Source organism: Labrenzia sp. THAF35 (assembly GCF_009363595.1).
Lineage (GTDB): Bacteria > Pseudomonadota > Alphaproteobacteria > Rhizobiales > Stappiaceae > Roseibium > Roseibium algicola.
In genome coordinates this window covers 3,721,241-3,736,883 of record NZ_CP045380.1, presented here as the reverse complement: position 1 = coordinate 3,736,883, position 15,643 = coordinate 3,721,241, and the positions used below count along the sequence as shown (strand labels likewise).

Below are 15,643 nucleotides of genomic sequence, written 5' to 3'. Positions count from 1 at the left end.
TCGATGGGACTTGAAATCGGAATCGAGTGGCTGACACTCATCATGTTCGGCTCGCTGCTGGTCCTCTTGATGGCAGGGCTGCCGCTGGCCTTCGTTACGGGAGGGCTCGCCTGTGTGTTCCTGTTCGTCCTGGGTGACGAGCGGGCGCTCAACATCGTGCCGTCGCGCATCTTTCCGCTGATGACCAACTACCAGCTATCGGCAATCCCGCTGTTCATATTCATGGCATCGATGCTGGAACGGGCTGGCATCATCAACGACATGTTCGATGTCATCTACAAGGTGCTTGGCGGCGTGAAGGGCGGCCTGGCGGCTGCCACCATCATCGCCTCCACCGTACTGGCGGCCATGGTGGGTGTCATCGGGGCGGCTGTTGTCACGATGGGCATCATCGCCCTGCCCGCCATGCTGAAGCGAAACTACGATCCGAAGATCGCCATGGGCTCGATCATGGCCGGAGGAACGCTTGGCATCCTGATCCCGCCGTCGATCCTGGCAATCATCTACGCCGTCGTGGCCGAACAATCCGTTGGTGAGCTCTTCATCGGCGCGGTCATTCCCGGCCTGCTGCTGTCCGGGCTCTACATCCTTTATGTGATCGTCAGCTGCATGATCGACCCCAGAAAAGGCCCGCCGATCCCGGAGGAAGAACGTATTCCGTTCAAGGAAAAGGTCCGGCTGCTGTCGAACATGTCTGCGCCGATCGCGCTGATCGTGATCGTGCTGGGCGTGATCTTCACCGGCGTCGCAACTCCGGTGGAAGCAGCCGGCATCGGCACCTTCGGCGCCATTGTCGTGGCCGCCATCCACCGCAATCTCGATTGGCAGACACTGCGCGAAGCCTCGCTGACCACCTTGAAGGCTTCGGCCATGGTGATCTGGATCATGTTCGGCGCGACCATCTTCGTTGGTCTCTATGTACTGGAAGGCGGTCAGCAGTTCGTGCAAGGCGCGCTGGAAGCCACCGGCCTCGGCCCATGGGGCATTCTGATCATCATGCAGATCGTGCTTGTCGTCCTGGGCATGTTCCTGGACTGGGTCGGCATCCTGCTCCTGTGCGTGCCGATCTTCGTGCCGATCATCAAGGCGCTCGGAGCAGCCTCCTTCGGGCTCGACAGCCCGGACGATCTGGTGCTGTGGTTCGGTGTTCTCTATCTGGTGAACATGCAGATGAGCTTCCTGTCACCACCGTTCGGCTACGCACTCTTCTACCTGCGAGGCGTCGCTCCGGCGGACATTCCGATGACAGACATCTTCAAATCTGCCCTGCCCTTCCTGGCGCTTCAGGTGCTTGGACTGGCATTGTGCATGCTGTTCCCCGGACTGATCACCTGGTTGCCGAACCTGGTCTACGGATAGCAGAGCCCACAAAGACAAAGGGAAACGGCTGCGCTCAGTGGGAAAAGCGCAGCCGTTCCACGCTGCCGGACAAATTGCCCGACAGGGTTGGCTTGTCAGGAGACAGATCAGAACGAACGGGAGAGCCCGATCATGAGCCGATGGTTACCGGCCGTCCGATCTACCTTCGCACCGCCATATCCGGCCTTCTCGTCCAGGATCCCGGTCATCGAGTAGTCGGCCCTGAGATGCCACGCATCCGTTACCGCAACCTCGACACCCCCGCCGATCACCGGACCAATCGAAACGGAGTTTCTCTCCGTCCCGTTCGCCTTGAGGCTGTGTTCTGTCGCGGCAATACCGAGGCTGAGATAAGGCATGACGTTGTTGATCGGCACGCCGACCCGGGCCTTGGCATTGATCGTCCACTTGGATCCTGTCTCGATGGTGCCCAGCGTCGGATGGTTGCCTTTTTCACGGCCGCCGAGATAGGCTGCACCGCCTTCGACACCCAAGACGAAGCGGGAGACTTCCCAGTTGTAGCCGCCGAAAAGACCGAACGATGCGTCGACCCGCGAAAAATCCTTCGATCGACCGCCTGATTTGACGTCTGTCACGGTCTGCGAAACACCTGCTTCAAAGCCGAGATAAGGCCCAGCCCAGAGCGACTGTGGCGCTTGCGAATAGACAGGAGCGTCAAAAGTCTCCAGATCGGCAGCACTCGCCCCAACGACAAGCACACCAAGAACGGCGCACAGAACCAGCGGCTCCAACAGCCAGTGGCTCCGCAGAACACGCCTGATCACACCGGGGCGTTGCCTGGAGCGACCGCGCCCGATGGCCGGCGGCGCACGAAAAACATAATTGGCAAAGGAACTTACCATCAGTGATCTCACTTCATGTATGACAATCTCATCGCCTCACAAATTCAAAAAATTAATGTAAAACGATAATTTGAAAATTGATTGCAATAATTTTTTTGTCAATAGCAATGTTTTTGAATTTGTGTTTTCCCGACAGATGAACTAGATACGATGCCGCAATGACACGATGCGGAGTAACCGATGAGCGAACTCGAATGGGCGGAACGGGAGAAGCGACTGACGCGGATCCGGCGTGTATCCGCGTTCATGAAATGGGCTGTCACCATCATCCTGTTGATCCTGCTGGGTCTGGGCGTGGTCGTCACGATCGGTATCGCCCTGCCGAACGAGTTGATGATCGGTGCGCAAGAAACATTTGATGTCGCCGATACCGAACGCATGCTGGGTGACATTCCGCAGGTGCAGCGCATCGGAATATCCATACTGGCAGCCATTGCCTTCAGTCTGCTGCTGGCGGTGGGCTGGAATATCCGCCAGGTCTTCAAGCGGTTTCAGAAGATGGAGTTCTTCTCGCCGAAGACGCTTGCAAACGTGTTTTCCTTCGGCATCTGGCTTATCGTGTTCGCGGTCTTCGACCTGATCAGCGATCCGATCGGCTCGGTCCTCCTGACCTATGACTTTCCCCCGGGCCAGCGCACAGTCGACATCAGTCTGGACGGTGGCGAGATCTTCTTTCTCGTCCTTGGTGCCTTGATGCTGCTGTTCGGCTGGATCCTTCGCGAGGCTGCCCTGATTGCAGACGAGAACCAGCAGTTCATTTGAGGTGGACCATGGAGCGTTGCGAATGCTGAACATCAATGGCGTTGCCTGTCTCCGGCAACTCGGCCTCATGCACGGTGGCACCGAGATGGGCAGATGTCTTCAGCCTCCGCACCTTCTCTCAGCCTTTGCAAGCAACAAGGCTCCCGGTCATCCACGGCCAGTCGCGTTTGCGCGCCGGAAGCTTTCACAAGAACAAAGGATTGTTGACGCCGTGGCTGATGGCAGTGAAATATCAGGCATGATTCTCGGGACACTCATGCCTTGCTCATCTCTCTCTTGCGTAAGGCCGTCCAGCTCGCAGAAGAAAATCGAAAAATAAGCAAGCGACAGCGCCGGGGGTCCCTTCATGCCCATCATCATTGAACTGGACGTAATGCTCGCCCGCAGGAAGATGCGGTCCAAGGAGCTTGCCGAACGCATTGGCATCACCGAGCAGAATGTTTCGCTGCTCAAGTCCGGAAAAGTGAAGGGTGTCCGTTTCGAGACCCTGGAAAAGATCTGCGACGTGCTCGACTGCCAACCCGGCGACATTCTGATTTACGAGCCCGAAAAAACTCCGGAAGATTAGACAGAAACACGCCGCCAGAACCACAAAAGTGCAGCCAACGCCGCACCGATCCAGATCAGTAGAACCAGGATTGCCGCCATTTTGCTGGCAGGCAGCTTTTCCGATCTCCTGTCAGCTTCCACCCGGCAGTCCTCCATCACCTGCGGTGGAATGAGCTTCACCACCAGGTAGATGCCGAGCGGCACGAGAAGCAGATCGTCGAGATATCCGATCACCGGAATGAAATCCGGAATCAGGTCAATGGGTGACAGAGCATAGGCTGCGGTTGCGATGGCCAGGGCCTTCGCATACCAGGGAACCCTCGGGTCCCTTCCAGCCAGATAAAGGGCATGGAGATCTCGCTTGATGCGTTTTGCCCAGGTCTTGATGGTGTCCTTCAGCATGTCAGCCCGCGTGAATTGGAAACAGTCCCTGCGACACCGCAGGCCCTGGGCAGTGTCGGCCGGAAGGTCATCGGGCCCGAAACACCTTCCAGTCCTGCGCAAGCTACGCTGCCTAGAACATCCTCCGTAATTTCAACAGGTCCGACGGAGCGAGCAGTCTTTAGCCATGACGCGATCAAATTCCCCCCTTGAAGGCAGGCCGGTGCCTGCAACAAGAGCGCGGCTGCGATCAGGCAAGCTGCTCAATCTCGACAGCACGCACCTGAGCGAATGCACGCTTTACGACCTTGAGAACGGCGACATCGGCATCGTCGTTCAGGACCCGGACCTGCCGGTGCCGGACCGGGTGCTGATCGATGACGACAAGGAATTGACCCGGGTCTTTACGGAAATCCGTTGGCGCATGGGTCCTTACCTCTTCGGCATGTACCTGGAACCACCGGTCCCGGTGAGCAAGTTCCAGGATACCTGACGACTGCCGACACGGGCCTTATTCAGCTGCTTCAGCGGAGCCATATCCCAATTGCTCGTTGAGTTTGCCGATCAAACCGATGGCCGCTTCCGCAATCACGGTTCCCGGTGGGAAGATCGCCGCCGCCCCGGACTTGTAGAGTTCGTCATAATCCTGCGGAGGCACGACACCGCCAACGACGATCATGATGTCTTCCCGGCCTTCTTCCGCCAGCGCCCGCCTCAGAGCCGGCACCAGTGTCAGATGGCCCGCCGCCAGCGATGACACGCCGACCACGTGAACATCGTTTTCGACCGCCTGGCGGGCAGCTTCTTCCGGGGTCTGGAACAAGGGCCCGATATCAACGTCGAAACCGAGATCGGCGAACGCCGAAGCAATCACCTTCTGACCGCGGTCGTGTCCGTCCTGCCCCATCTTGGCGACCAGGATACGTGGTCGGCGGCCATCGTTGTCTTCAAAGGCTTCCACCAGCTTCTGGACTTTCTCGATGGTTCCGGACATGGCTCCGGCCTCCCGTTTGTAGACACCGGCAATCGACTTGATCTCGGCCTTGTGCCGGTCGAACACCTTCTCCATTGCCAGGGAGATTTCTCCCACGGTCGCCTTGGCCCGTGCGGCCTTGACCGAAAGATCCAGCAGATTGCCGTCACCGGACGCGGCACATTGGGTCAACGCTTCCAGGGCGGCCTGGGTCTCGGCCTCGTTGCGCTCTTCACGCAGGCGCTTGAGCTTATCGATCTGGGCGGCGCGCACCTGGGCGTTGTCGACCTTCAGAACGTCGATCGCCTGTTCGCTTTCAGGCTTGAACTTGTTGACGCCGACCACGGTTTGCGCACCGCTGTCGATGCGCGCCTGTGTCTTGGCGGCTGCTTCCTCGATCCGCAGCTTCGGAATGCCCTTCTCGATGGCCTTCGCCATGCCGCCAAGCTCTTCCACTTCGCGGATGTGCGCCATGGCCTTCTCGGCAAGGTCTGCCGTCAGCTTCTCCACGTAATAGGAACCGCCCCAGGGATCGATCACCTGCGTCGTGCCGCTTTCCTGCTGCAGAAACAACTGCGTGTTGCGGGCGATACGTGCGGAGAAATCGGTCGGCAGAGCCAGCGCCTCGTCCAGCGCATTCGTGTGCAGCGACTGCGTATGCCCCTGCGTTGCCGCCATGGCTTCCACACAGGTTCGAATGACATTGTTGAAGACGTCCTGTGCCGTCAGTGACCAGCCGGAGGTCTGCGAATGGGTGCGCAGCGACAGGGATTTCGGGTTTTTCGGCTGGAAGTTTTCTTCCATCAGGGTCGCCCAGATCAGGCGCGCGGCACGCAGCTTGGCAACTTCCATGAAGAAGTTCATGCCGATCGCCCAGAAGAAGGACAGCCGAGGTGCGAACTGGTCGATGTCCATGCCGGCGGCGACACCAGCGCGGGCATATTCGATGCCGTCGGCAATCGTATAGGCCAGCTCCAGATCCGCCGTCGCCCCCGCTTCCTGCATGTGGTAGCCGGAAATGGAGATCGAATTGAAGCGCGGCATGTTCTGGGACGTGTATTTGAAGATGTCCGAGATGATCCGCATGGAGTGCTTGGGCGGATAGATATAGGTGTTGCGGACCATGAACTCCTTCAGAATATCATTCTGAATGGTGCCTGACAGGTCCTTCTGGGCAACGCCCTGCTCTTCCGCCGCCACGATGTAAAGCGCCAGCACCGGCAGCACCGCGCCGTTCATGGTCATGGAGACGCTCATCTTGTCCAGCGGAATGCCGGAAAAGAGCGTACGCATGTCATAGATGGAATCGATCGCCACCCCTGCCATGCCGACATCACCCGAAACACGCGGATGATCGCTGTCGTAGCCGCGGTGCGTGGCAAGGTCGAAGGCCACCGAAAGGCCCTTCTGACCGGCGGCAAGGTTACGCCGGTAAAAGGCGTTTGAATCTTCGGCCGTTGAGAACCCGGCATACTGGCGCACTGTCCAGGGCTGCTGGACATACATCGTCGGGTAAGGACCACGCAGAAATGGCGGCAGGCCCGGCCAGGTATCCAGATGTTTCAGTCCCTCAAGATCCTGCGCCCCATAGACAGGCGGCACAACGATGTCTTCCGGCGTTTGCCAGCTCTCCTGCGAGCCGGCGTCCGCAGCCTTCACGATTTTCCGGAACGGCTTGTCAGCGAAATTCGGGATCCTGCTCATGATTGGACCTCCAGATCTTTCGGCTCGACCCCTTGTTGGGTCTCCAGCCGGTCAAATGCATCCTTCAAGAGTGCAAGCAGATCGCATCCGGCAAAGACGAAAGCGTCGACACCGGCTTTGCGATAGGCATCTTCCCGGTCTCCAGGGCGCCCTGCAAGGTAGAGGTAATCCACCCCTGCCGTTTTCAGGGCTTGAGCTGCTTTTTCCGCCTGTGCCTCGTAAACATCGTCCGTAGAGACGAGACAGGCAAGCATCGCCCCGCTTTGCCGGAAGGCCTCAACGAGATCTTCAAGCGAACCATAGACAGCCGGTCCGACGGGTTTCAACCCGCCCGCCGCAAAGGCGTTTGCCGTCCAGGTGGCTCTCGCCGAGAACTGGGCCAGACTGCCGAGAGACGCCAAGAATACCGCTGGCGTTGTCGACGCGGCCTGCTCGAAGGCTTCTGACCTGCTACGAAGCTGTTCGAAGGGCTCCGCTATCCGGGCCGTTTCCAGCTTCGGAAGGGAATAGTCGCGCGGCAGAAGGTCAAGCCGCATGCCCAGCTCGCTCAGGGGCACTCCCTGAAGGGCTAGCTTGCGCAGTGTCGCAAAGCGCTCGCCGTCTCCCGGTTCCGGCAGGTCCTCACGCGGTGCGCTCACGCCTGCAAGATCTTCCTTGCTCGATTTCAGCACCGCAACAGGCTTTTCAGCAAGGTCCGGGAACTCGCTTACGCCGGTGATAGGACGCTTTCTGGTGGCGATGTTCTTGGCAAGACCGGCCCTGGCAGCCCCGATGCGATCATGCACGAGGCCCGTGCGCACCGCCTCGAACAGGCCACCGGCCGCCTCGATATCCTGGAAGAGGCTCCAGGCAGCCTCGCAAACTGTATCCGTCCGGTCTTCAATGGCGCCAGAGCCGGCGGCCGGATCGGTCACCTTCGCAAGGTTGCTTTCTTCCAGAAGGATAGACTGCGTATTGCGCGCCAGCCTGCGGGCAAAGCCGTCGGGCAAACCGACAGCCAGCGTATGCGGCAGGACACAGACACTGTCTGCACCACCGACACCGGCTGCAAAGGTTGCCACGGTGTTGCGCAGCAGATTGACCCAGGGATCCCGGCGAGTCAGCATTCTGTAGGAAGTCGACATATGCAACGGCAGGGCCGCTTGCGGCAGTCCTGCACCGTCCAGTACCGACGCCCAGAGCGAGCGGATCACGCGGGCCTTGGCAATAGTTCCGATCTGGTCGGCTTCCGCGATCAGGCTGAAGGAAATTCTGTCAGCCCATTGTTCGGGTTCCAGTCTCGTGCCTTCCAGCAAGCGCATGTGAGCTGTGGCGGAAGCCAGAACAAGCGCAAGCTCCTGCGCAGGCGTTGCCCCCGCTTCGTGCCATATGCGGCCATCGGCCTTCATTACCCGTGCCGGGCTGCCAAAATCATGCGCTGCGACCACCAGATCGCGGAAATGCCTGTAGGCGTTTTCCATGTCGGCAAGTGCGACACCATTGACTGCCACCCAGCCATAGGGATCGATCCCGGCCGTCAGGCGAACGCTTGCCGGATCGATCTTGCGTTTTTCGAGCAATGCCAGAATGGAGGCGAAAATCTCGACATTTTCCCGTCCCGCCTCAAAGCGCAGGTCAATCAGATCCAGTTCGACGTCTTTCAGGAGGCGGTCGACACCGGATAGATCGTCTACCCGGATGCCATTGCCGTATGATGCGGCAGCACCGCGGAAAATCAGGTCAAGGCCGCTCGCGCCACCCTCCAGATCTTCCAGAATTTGTGCGTTTGCGGCGGCAGGATCGGGAATGTCGATCCGCTGGACCACCGACCAGTCGCCTGCGGCAGCCCGAAGGGCGCGCGCCGGACTGTCTGTCCTGCGCTCATAAAGCGGCGCGATATCCAGTCCATCTTCGGTTTTCCCGTAAAGCTTCTGCCGGGCGCTCCCCTTCAGGGCTTTGTCGACGGCAGCCCACCAGGCCTCCGCGTCGGCAGAATAAAAACTTTCAGGTCCAGTAAAGCTGTTCGGCATCGCACGTACTCCCTGGCCCCGTTTTAGTCCCTGGGCCCGAAGCTTGGCAACTCAGCAGAATGGGTAAGGATTTGAAGATCACAAGGTCTCGGACAGTTGAATCAGGTGAAACCGGGAGCCAGTTCCGACTTGCGATTCGCTCGTAGAATTAATTAGACGCGCAAAATAAAAATTTATCTACAAATTGCGTTTTTCGACTTACACTTACGAAGACGTTAAACACTTCTCAGAAAGACAATTTGGCCTCTTCTAGGCGCCAACTTGTCAATTTTTTGGCGGAATAAGCTAAATTTGCCAGTTTTCCCTATTGGTACGATCATCAATTGTATTGTAGCGTATAGGTGCTGACGCATGGGAAATTCTACCCTCATAAGAAATGCGCGGCGTCCGGATCCGACACTTACCTGAATAGGTTTGGCGGGAACGGGTTTCACCCATCAGCGGATGTTCCGGCTCGCGTACGGACACCCGCAAAGACGCGGCCACCCAAGCCGCAAAGGATGTGCACAATGCTTGATCAAACGGAATTGAAGAGCAAGCTGAGAGCAATCTCGGAAGCAAATGCCGCCCATCATGTTCTCGATATTTTGGAATCGAACCTTCGACGCATGGGGGCGACGCATATCCTCATTACCGGCCTGCCGATGCCGAACCGCCCGATCGACAACCTCGTACAACGGTTCCGGTGGCCCGATCAACGCAATGACGGAATTGAAAGCACTTCGCTTTCTGCAAATGACAGCGCCTTGATGCTTGGCCTCGGTTCAAACCGGGCTCGCGTCTGGACAATCTCCGCCGGTGACATGGAACATTCCGACCTTCTCGCGTCAGCCGGGGAAGGAAGTCAGGTTCTCGTCATCCCGGTAACGGAACTCTATCCTTTCCAGGCATTCGTGTTTGCAAGCGGCCCTGCTCTTCAGGTCAACAAATACGATCTTTCCAATCTGGAAGCACTAGCAGCTGCTGCCTTCTCGCGCCTGCGCGAACTTGGCGTGATTTCCGGACAGCGACCGGGCGCATTGTCGACCCGTGAGCGCAAGGTTCTGGAACTGACAGCCTATGGCAAGACAGCCGGCGAAATTGCAGACGTGCTCGACATCTCCCAGCGCACTGTCCACGCTCACCTGCAGAATGCCAGTGTCAAGCTGAACGCTTCCAACAAGACCCACACCGTGGTCGAAGCGCTTCGTTACGGCCAGATCAGCGTGTAACGCTGCTTCTCCAGCCAACAGCTTCCAGGGGCTAACAATAGGCGCACTTCGGTGCGCCTTTTTTGTTCTGGCTCGGATGCAAAACAACATGGGTCAGATGAGACCACGCCAGGCACGCACGCCGGGCAACAAGGTCAAAATGCCAATCACCAAAAGGAAAAGGCGCGCTTTCCGCACGCCTTTTTTGTCATTTCATTTTTCGGCTTGCCGACCTCAGTAGGTCATCATCGGCGGCAATTCCTTGGCCTGATCGACCCATTTGGTAACCTGGCTTTCACTCGGGACCTGGCGAACAAGCTTCTTGGCTTCGTTCACTTCCTGCATCTTCTCCGCAAGGTTGGCGGCATTGCGATGCTTCAGTTCCTTCACCGTGTCGACGCCGGCAGCTTCCAGGAGTTCGGAATATTCCTCACCAACGCCGCTGATGCGCATCAGATCCGCCATGTTGGCCCATTTCAGGATCCGCTTGCCGTCGATGCCGGTTTCTTCTTCCAGCGCCTTGCGACCTTTCGGGTCCTTCGCACGCTCCAGATAAGCTTCCGTTGTCTTGATGCCGACTTCACCCAGCTTTGCAGCATAGGTTGGGCCGATACCTTCGATTTCATCGATGGAATAAGACATGCGCTCAGAACTCCCTAATCAACCGGCAACCGAACCTGGGACAGTCAGACGATCTGGCTCAGTCCCGGAATTTGTGAAACCACTTCATTCACAACATCGTCCCCTGCTTTTTCCTTAGCATAGGAGACGAGTTCTTTGACAACACTTTGCACGCCATCCATGTCGAGGCCCGCATTTGTCAATTCATTGAGTGCCGCCATGGCGCCCATGCCACCGCCCATCATGCTTCCAAGACCACTCAAAAACCCGCCGCCGGAACCGGCTTCCGCACGCGCATCGACAAGATCCTTCGCTCCGGGCAAAGCGTCGAAGATGAGCTGCATCTTGTCTTCCGGACCTTCCTTGTTCAAGAAGCCCAGAATGATGCCGATGGCGTTCTTGGCGACATCTTCCTCGATGCCTGCTGCTGCCATGATCCGCTGGATGAGCTCGTCCATGAAAATCTCCTGATCAAATGACTGACGCCCTGTCATCCGGCGCCCGTTTGGCTTCTCTATACAAGTCTCGAGGTGCCCACGTCGATGGGCAATGTCTTTTCTGCTCGACTATGCCGCATGCAGCCCGCACGCTCGTCCAATGCCGCCCGGCAACAGAATGTTTCAATCTGGCAGCGAAAGGCTCTAGGCTGCGGCAAGATGCAGGGATTCGGGGGTAATCGTGACGGTCAAAGACAGTATTTTCATCGGCGCCAGCACCAGGGAAGAAACCCTCACGCTCAAGCTCGCAAACCGCCATGGCTTGATTGCCGGAGCAACAGGCACCGGCAAGACCGTTTCGCTGCAGATCCTTGCCGAAGGCTTTTCCAAGGCCGGTGTTCCCGTGTTCTGCGCCGATATCAAGGGCGACCTGTCCGGACTTGCAACCGCGGGTGTTTCCAAGGACTTTCTTGAAAAACGCGCCAGCGATGTCGGGATCGCCGACGAATACACCTACGAAGCGTTCCCCACGGTGTTCTGGGACCTGCTCGGCGAGCAAGGCCATCCGATCCGCACCACCGTTTCCGAGATCGGGCCCCTGCTCCTCGCCCGACTGCTGGAACTCAACGATACGCAGGAAGGTGTACTGAACGTCCTGTTCGAGCTGGCCGACGATGAAGGCCTGCTGCTGCTGGATCTGAAAGACCTCAGGGCAATGCTTGCCCACGTGGCAGAACGTGCCTCCGAGCTTTCCACGATCTACGGCAACGTTTCCAAGGCGTCCGTCGGGGCGATTCAGCGCAGGCTTCTGGTGCTGGAGCGCCAGGGCGGAGAACACTTCTTCGGAGAACCGGCCCTCGACATCCGTGACTTCATCCGCACCGCGCCGGACGGCCGGGGTGTCGTCAACATCCTCGCTGCGGACAAGCTCATGTCCGCTCCCCGGCTCTATGGCGTCTTCCTGCTCTGGATGCTATCTGAACTCTTTGAGGAACTGCCCGAAGTCGGTGATCCGGAAAAGCCGAAGCTGGTGTTCTTCTTCGACGAAGCCCACCTTCTGTTTTCCGATGCTCCCAAGGCACTTATCGAGAAGGTGGAACAGGTAGTCCGGCTGATACGTTCCAAGGGTGTCGGCGTCTATTTTGTTACACAGAACCCGCTGGACGTACCGGAGACCGTTCTTTCCCAGCTTGGCAACCGCATTCAACACGCCCTGCGCGCGTTCACGCCGCGTGACCAGAAGGCTGTCAGAGCAGCTGCGGAAACTTTCCGTCCCAACCCGGATCTCAACACCGAACGGGTCATCACGGAACTCGGTGTCGGCGAAGCACTGGTCTCGACCCTGGAAGGCAAAGGCATTCCGTCCGTTGTTCAGCGCACGCTGATCCGTCCACCCTGTTCGCGGCTGGGTCCCGTCACTCAGGCCGAACGACGGTCCTTGATCCAGTCCAGCCCCGTCTTTGGCACTTATGAGCGCACCCGCGACCGGACGTCGGCATACGAAGTCCTGATGGGACGCGCGCAGGAAGCGCAGAGACAGGAACAGCGGCGTCAGGAAAAGGAAGACAGCTACGCCAGGAAACATGGCGAGCCACGGCGCTCGCGATCCGGTTTTCAGCTGCCCGACTTCGGACGCGATGACAGGCCGCGTCAGGAAAGCCGGGAACGGCGCAGCAACCGCCGTGGCCAGCGTGACACGGCCCTGGAAGCCGGGCTCAAGTCCGCAGCCAGAAGTCTCGGCTCCTCGCTCGGCCGTGCGCTGGTTCGGGGCCTGCTCGGTTCGCTGAAGAGAGGCAACTAGACAAAGCGATGCCGGCAACCGCGGCCCAAAATCTGGAGACCGAGCGCAAGGCGCTTGTCATCGGCAAATGGGCCAACCTGTTCATGGCCGTTGCCGGCCTTCTGACCGCCTGGGTATCCCGGTCTGACGCCATGCTGGTGGACGGTCTATATTCGGCGGTCAACTTCATCTCCGCCATTGCGGCCGCTCGTATCGGGGCAAGGGTTGGCCTGCCACCAACTCGCTCCAGACCCTGGGGACACGATTTCGACGAGGTACTCTATGTCACCTTCCGGAGCCTCATCCTCATCGGCGTGCTGGTCTTCGCAGCCTTTGTCTCCATCTCGAAAATCTGGACCTTCTTTTCCGGAGGCGTTGTCCCGGAACTGGTGTTTGGTCCGATCGCGGTCTACGCAGTCGTCATCGTCAGCATCTGCCTTGGCCTTGCATTCAACTTTCACCGTGCCTACCGGAAAACCGGCAAGCGCAGCGCCATCCTGAAGACCGAAGCCCGCGCCGCCCTCATCGACGGTGCGCTCAGCGTCGGATCGGGAGCAGCCCTTCTGTCGCTGCCCTATCTGGAAGATACGGTTCTCGGACCATTTGTCCCGATCGGTGATGCCGTCATCGTTCTGGTGTTGATCCTGGCGATCATCTGGCAGCCGCTTTCGACCTTCCGCACGACGCTGGCAGACCTTGCCGGCGTCAGCGCCCCCAGCAGCACCTATGCCAAGGTCGCCCGGGCTGCCAGGGACCTTGCCCGCGAAAAAGGCTATCGCCTGCATCGGGCAGCTGTCCTTCAGGCAGGGCGCATGCACTGGGTGGCCGTCTATCTCGACCCCGAAAAACCCGTTCGTGCCGAAGACATAGACACGTTCCGCGACATTCTCTCCGCCCGGCTGGAAGATGTCATCGGGCCTGCAAGGGTGGAAATTGTCCTCACCGCAAGCGATTACACCAATCCGGTTCAGGAGTGATGCGCCCCCCATTATCCCCTGAGTAACAGGATAGTTACCCCTTCCCGTTAAGGCTGCAATTGAAACAACGGCAGACGGGGCAACATGCGTTACCGAGAAAATCGGCCACAACCGCAATACAAAGCTGAGTGCTTGCAACAGCGCCTCTTCGGTTCGGCTCTGCAATTGCTTTTCCTGCTGTCCCTGGTTGCTGTTCTCCTGACCGGCGCACCGATGGCCCGTGCACAGGAGCCCGGCGCAGCCCCCACCAGTACGGAAGAGCGGGCAGGATCACTGGATCAAAATCGGGTGGCCCGCGCCCGGGAGTACCTGCGCGACAACCCGATTTCTCCACCCGACACGTCCAGTCCGCGTGCGACACTGGAAAGCTTCGTCTACATCATGAACGAAGTGAACACGCTCTGGATGTCGGTTCGGGACAGTTATGATGACAGCAACCGGTTGTTCCTGTCGGACAGCGAAGAGGAAAAACTGGTTCTGGTACGTGCGCTACTTTCAAAAGCCGCGCAGACTTTCGACCTCAGCGGCATTCCCGTGACTTCCCGGGAAAATGCCAGCGTCGAGATTGCACTGCAGCTTCAGGAGATCCTGGACAGGATCCCGGCGCCGCTTTTCGAAGACATTCCCGGCTCGCCTGCAGGCAGCTCGCGAAAGGCCGGCAACGCGGCGGATTTGCCTGACCATTGGACCATTCCCGGCACCAGCATCAACCTGCTGCGCCAGGATGAAGGGGAACTGCGCGGACAGTACTTGTTTTCCAGGTCCTCCGTTGAACGCATTCCCGAAGACTATGCAGTTGTACGGGTTCTGCCCATCACCGCGGATCGCGGGGAAGACCTCTTTGAATACTACACCTACACCCCCGGCAACCTGATTGCACCGCTCTGGTATGACGTCATTGAAGCCGGGCCTGACCTGCTTCAGTACCATTTTGCCGATCAGGCGTATTGGCAGTGGCTGGCGCTTGGAGGACTTCTCGTCCTCTACGCGGTCGTGTTCGGATATTACGTTCGCTGGCGCAGGTGGCGTGCGGTCTCCGTTAACGAAGGTACCCGCATCGTCCACGCGATCCTCAATCCGGTTGTCGTGATCCTTGCCGCAAGTCTCTTCCGCTATGTGTGCGAAGATCAGATCAACATCACAGGCATGCCTTTGGTGGCAGTCGGAACGTCGACGACAGCCATCATCTGGTCGGCGACCGCCTGGATGGTCTATCAGCTTCTGCAGCTGTTCTACGTCTGGTTTTCCAGCAGTGCCGGGGCTGCAAGAGACGGACTTGACGTCAGCCTTCTGCGCACCGGCTTCCGGGTCTTCTCCCTTGCCATCGCGCTGATCGTGCTCGGGTATGGCGCAACTCAGATCGGCATTCCGATCTACGGTGTCATCGCCGGTCTCGGTGTGGGCGGTCTTGCAATTGCCCTTGCCGCCCAGCCGACAATCGAAAACCTGATCGGCGGTATCATTCTCTATGCTGACCGGATGGTGCGCGTCGGCGAGTTCTGCCAGTTCGACGATCTGGCGGGCACCGTGGAATCCATCGGCATCCGTTCAACCCGTATCAGGGCGCTCGACCGAACACTCATTACCGTTGCCAATGCCGATCTCGCCAAACGAAAGATCATCAACTACAGCTATCGCGACCAGTTTCACTTCCGACACAAGCTCAAACTGCGGTATGAGACGAGCCCGGCATCGCTGAAGCGCGTTCTGGCAGCGATCCACGACTATCTCCTCGTCCACGAAAAGGTAATCGAAGATCCGCTTCGCGTGCGTCTGATCGGTTTTGACGATTACGCTGTCACGGTCGACGTCTATGCCTATGTGCAGGCAGCCACCGTCGCAGCGTTTCAGGGAATCCAGGAAGAACTGCTCTTCGGCATAAGGGAGATCGTCGAGGCCAACGGATCTGAAATCGCCTATCCCTCCTCGACCGTCTATCTGTCGCAAGACAAGGGTCTGCAGGACGAACAGACGGCCGGTGACACAGCACCTGCCACCGGTGAGAAAGAGATCCACGCCGCCTGATGGATCGGCGGCT

Annotated in this window: 14 protein-coding genes; 8 read left to right on the top strand and 6 right to left on the bottom strand. The window is 58.6% G+C overall.

Features of this window, described 5'->3' with window-relative positions; all coding sequences use genetic code 11:
* Nucleotides 1–3 precede the first annotated feature (3 nt).
* Complete coding sequence (locus FIU93_RS17080) at nucleotides 4–1,359, top strand: TRAP transporter large permease subunit (protein ID WP_023000976.1); 1,356 nt, start codon at nucleotides 4–6, stop codon at nucleotides 1,357–1,359.
* Nucleotides 1,360–1,466: 107 nt separating this feature from the next.
* Here FIU93_RS17080 and FIU93_RS17075 read toward each other — a convergent pair whose 3' ends face one another.
* Nucleotides 1,467–2,222: an outer membrane beta-barrel protein gene (locus FIU93_RS17075; protein WP_152506259.1), complete on the bottom strand. Its 756-nt coding sequence runs from the start codon at nucleotides 2,220–2,222 to the stop codon at nucleotides 1,467–1,469.
* A gap of 180 nt (nucleotides 2,223–2,402) precedes the next feature.
* Here FIU93_RS17075 and FIU93_RS17070 point away from each other — a divergent pair, with 180 nt between their 5' ends.
* A complete protein-coding gene (locus tag FIU93_RS17070) occupies nucleotides 2,403–2,984 on the top strand; it encodes a hypothetical protein (RefSeq protein ID WP_023000974.1) in 582 nt (193 codons plus the stop codon).
* A 346-nt stretch (nucleotides 2,985–3,330) separates the two neighbouring features.
* Nucleotides 3,331–3,552 carry a helix-turn-helix transcriptional regulator gene (locus FIU93_RS17065; protein ID WP_023000973.1) on the top strand — a complete coding sequence of 74 codons (222 nt, stop codon included), beginning with the start codon at nucleotides 3,331–3,333 and terminating at the stop codon, nucleotides 3,550–3,552.
* Here FIU93_RS17065 and FIU93_RS17060 read toward each other — a convergent pair.
* A complete protein-coding gene (locus FIU93_RS17060; protein ID WP_055654947.1) occupies nucleotides 3,549–3,935 on the bottom strand; it encodes a YkvA family protein in 387 nt (128 codons plus the stop codon). The two genes, FIU93_RS17065 and FIU93_RS17060, sit on opposite strands and share 4 nt — an antisense overlap.
* A gap of 202 nt (nucleotides 3,936–4,137) precedes the next feature.
* Between FIU93_RS17060 and FIU93_RS17055 the strand changes: the two genes are divergently transcribed.
* On the top strand, nucleotides 4,138–4,407 hold the full coding sequence (locus FIU93_RS17055) for a hypothetical protein (RefSeq protein WP_077292599.1): 270 nt from the start codon (nucleotides 4,138–4,140) through the stop codon (nucleotides 4,405–4,407).
* A gap of 18 nt (nucleotides 4,408–4,425) precedes the next feature.
* Here the strand turns inward: FIU93_RS17055 and scpA are convergent, their stop codons facing one another.
* Entirely contained in the window at nucleotides 4,426–6,591 is a 2,166-nt protein-coding gene (gene scpA, locus FIU93_RS17050; RefSeq protein ID WP_077292598.1) for a methylmalonyl-CoA mutase, read from the bottom strand.
* Complete coding sequence (locus FIU93_RS17045; RefSeq protein ID WP_152506258.1) at nucleotides 6,588–8,600, bottom strand: methylmalonyl-CoA mutase subunit beta; 2,013 nt, start codon at nucleotides 8,598–8,600, stop codon at nucleotides 6,588–6,590. The genes scpA and FIU93_RS17045 overlap by 4 nt, the downstream gene beginning before the upstream one ends.
* Nucleotides 8,601–9,109: 509 nt before the next feature.
* On the opposite strand from FIU93_RS17045, the gene FIU93_RS31720 reads away from it, so the two are divergent.
* On the top strand, nucleotides 9,110–9,811 hold the full coding sequence (locus FIU93_RS31720) for a helix-turn-helix domain-containing protein (RefSeq protein ID WP_006939443.1): 702 nt from the start codon (nucleotides 9,110–9,112) through the stop codon (nucleotides 9,809–9,811).
* A gap of 213 nt (nucleotides 9,812–10,024) precedes the next feature.
* Here the strand turns inward: FIU93_RS31720 and FIU93_RS17035 are convergent, their stop codons facing one another.
* Both FIU93_RS17035 and FIU93_RS17030 read right to left on the bottom strand, forming a co-directional pair.
* Nucleotides 10,025–10,432 (bottom strand): DUF4332 domain-containing protein, encoded by a 408-nt coding sequence (locus tag FIU93_RS17035; protein WP_023000968.1) that lies wholly within the window; start codon nucleotides 10,430–10,432, stop codon nucleotides 10,025–10,027.
* 44 nt (nucleotides 10,433–10,476) lie between these two features.
* Complete coding sequence (locus FIU93_RS17030) at nucleotides 10,477–10,869, bottom strand: DUF2780 domain-containing protein (RefSeq protein ID WP_055656631.1); 393 nt, start codon at nucleotides 10,867–10,869, stop codon at nucleotides 10,477–10,479.
* A 220-nt stretch (nucleotides 10,870–11,089) separates the two neighbouring features.
* Between FIU93_RS17030 and FIU93_RS17025 the strand changes: the two genes are divergently transcribed.
* The 3 genes from FIU93_RS17025 (at nucleotide 11,090) to FIU93_RS17015 (ending at nucleotide 15,630) form a co-directional block, all read left to right on the top strand.
* Nucleotides 11,090–12,649 carry a helicase HerA-like domain-containing protein gene (locus FIU93_RS17025; protein ID WP_152506257.1) on the top strand — a complete coding sequence of 520 codons (1,560 nt, stop codon included), beginning with the start codon at nucleotides 11,090–11,092 and terminating at the stop codon, nucleotides 12,647–12,649.
* Between the two features lie 8 nt (nucleotides 12,650–12,657).
* Complete coding sequence (locus FIU93_RS17020) at nucleotides 12,658–13,605, top strand: cation transporter (protein ID WP_152506256.1); 948 nt, start codon at nucleotides 12,658–12,660, stop codon at nucleotides 13,603–13,605.
* A 132-nt stretch (nucleotides 13,606–13,737) separates the two neighbouring features.
* On the top strand, nucleotides 13,738–15,630 hold the full coding sequence (locus tag FIU93_RS17015; protein ID WP_209010151.1) for a mechanosensitive ion channel family protein: 1,893 nt from the start codon (nucleotides 13,738–13,740) through the stop codon (nucleotides 15,628–15,630).
* Nucleotides 15,631–15,643 lie beyond the last annotated feature (13 nt).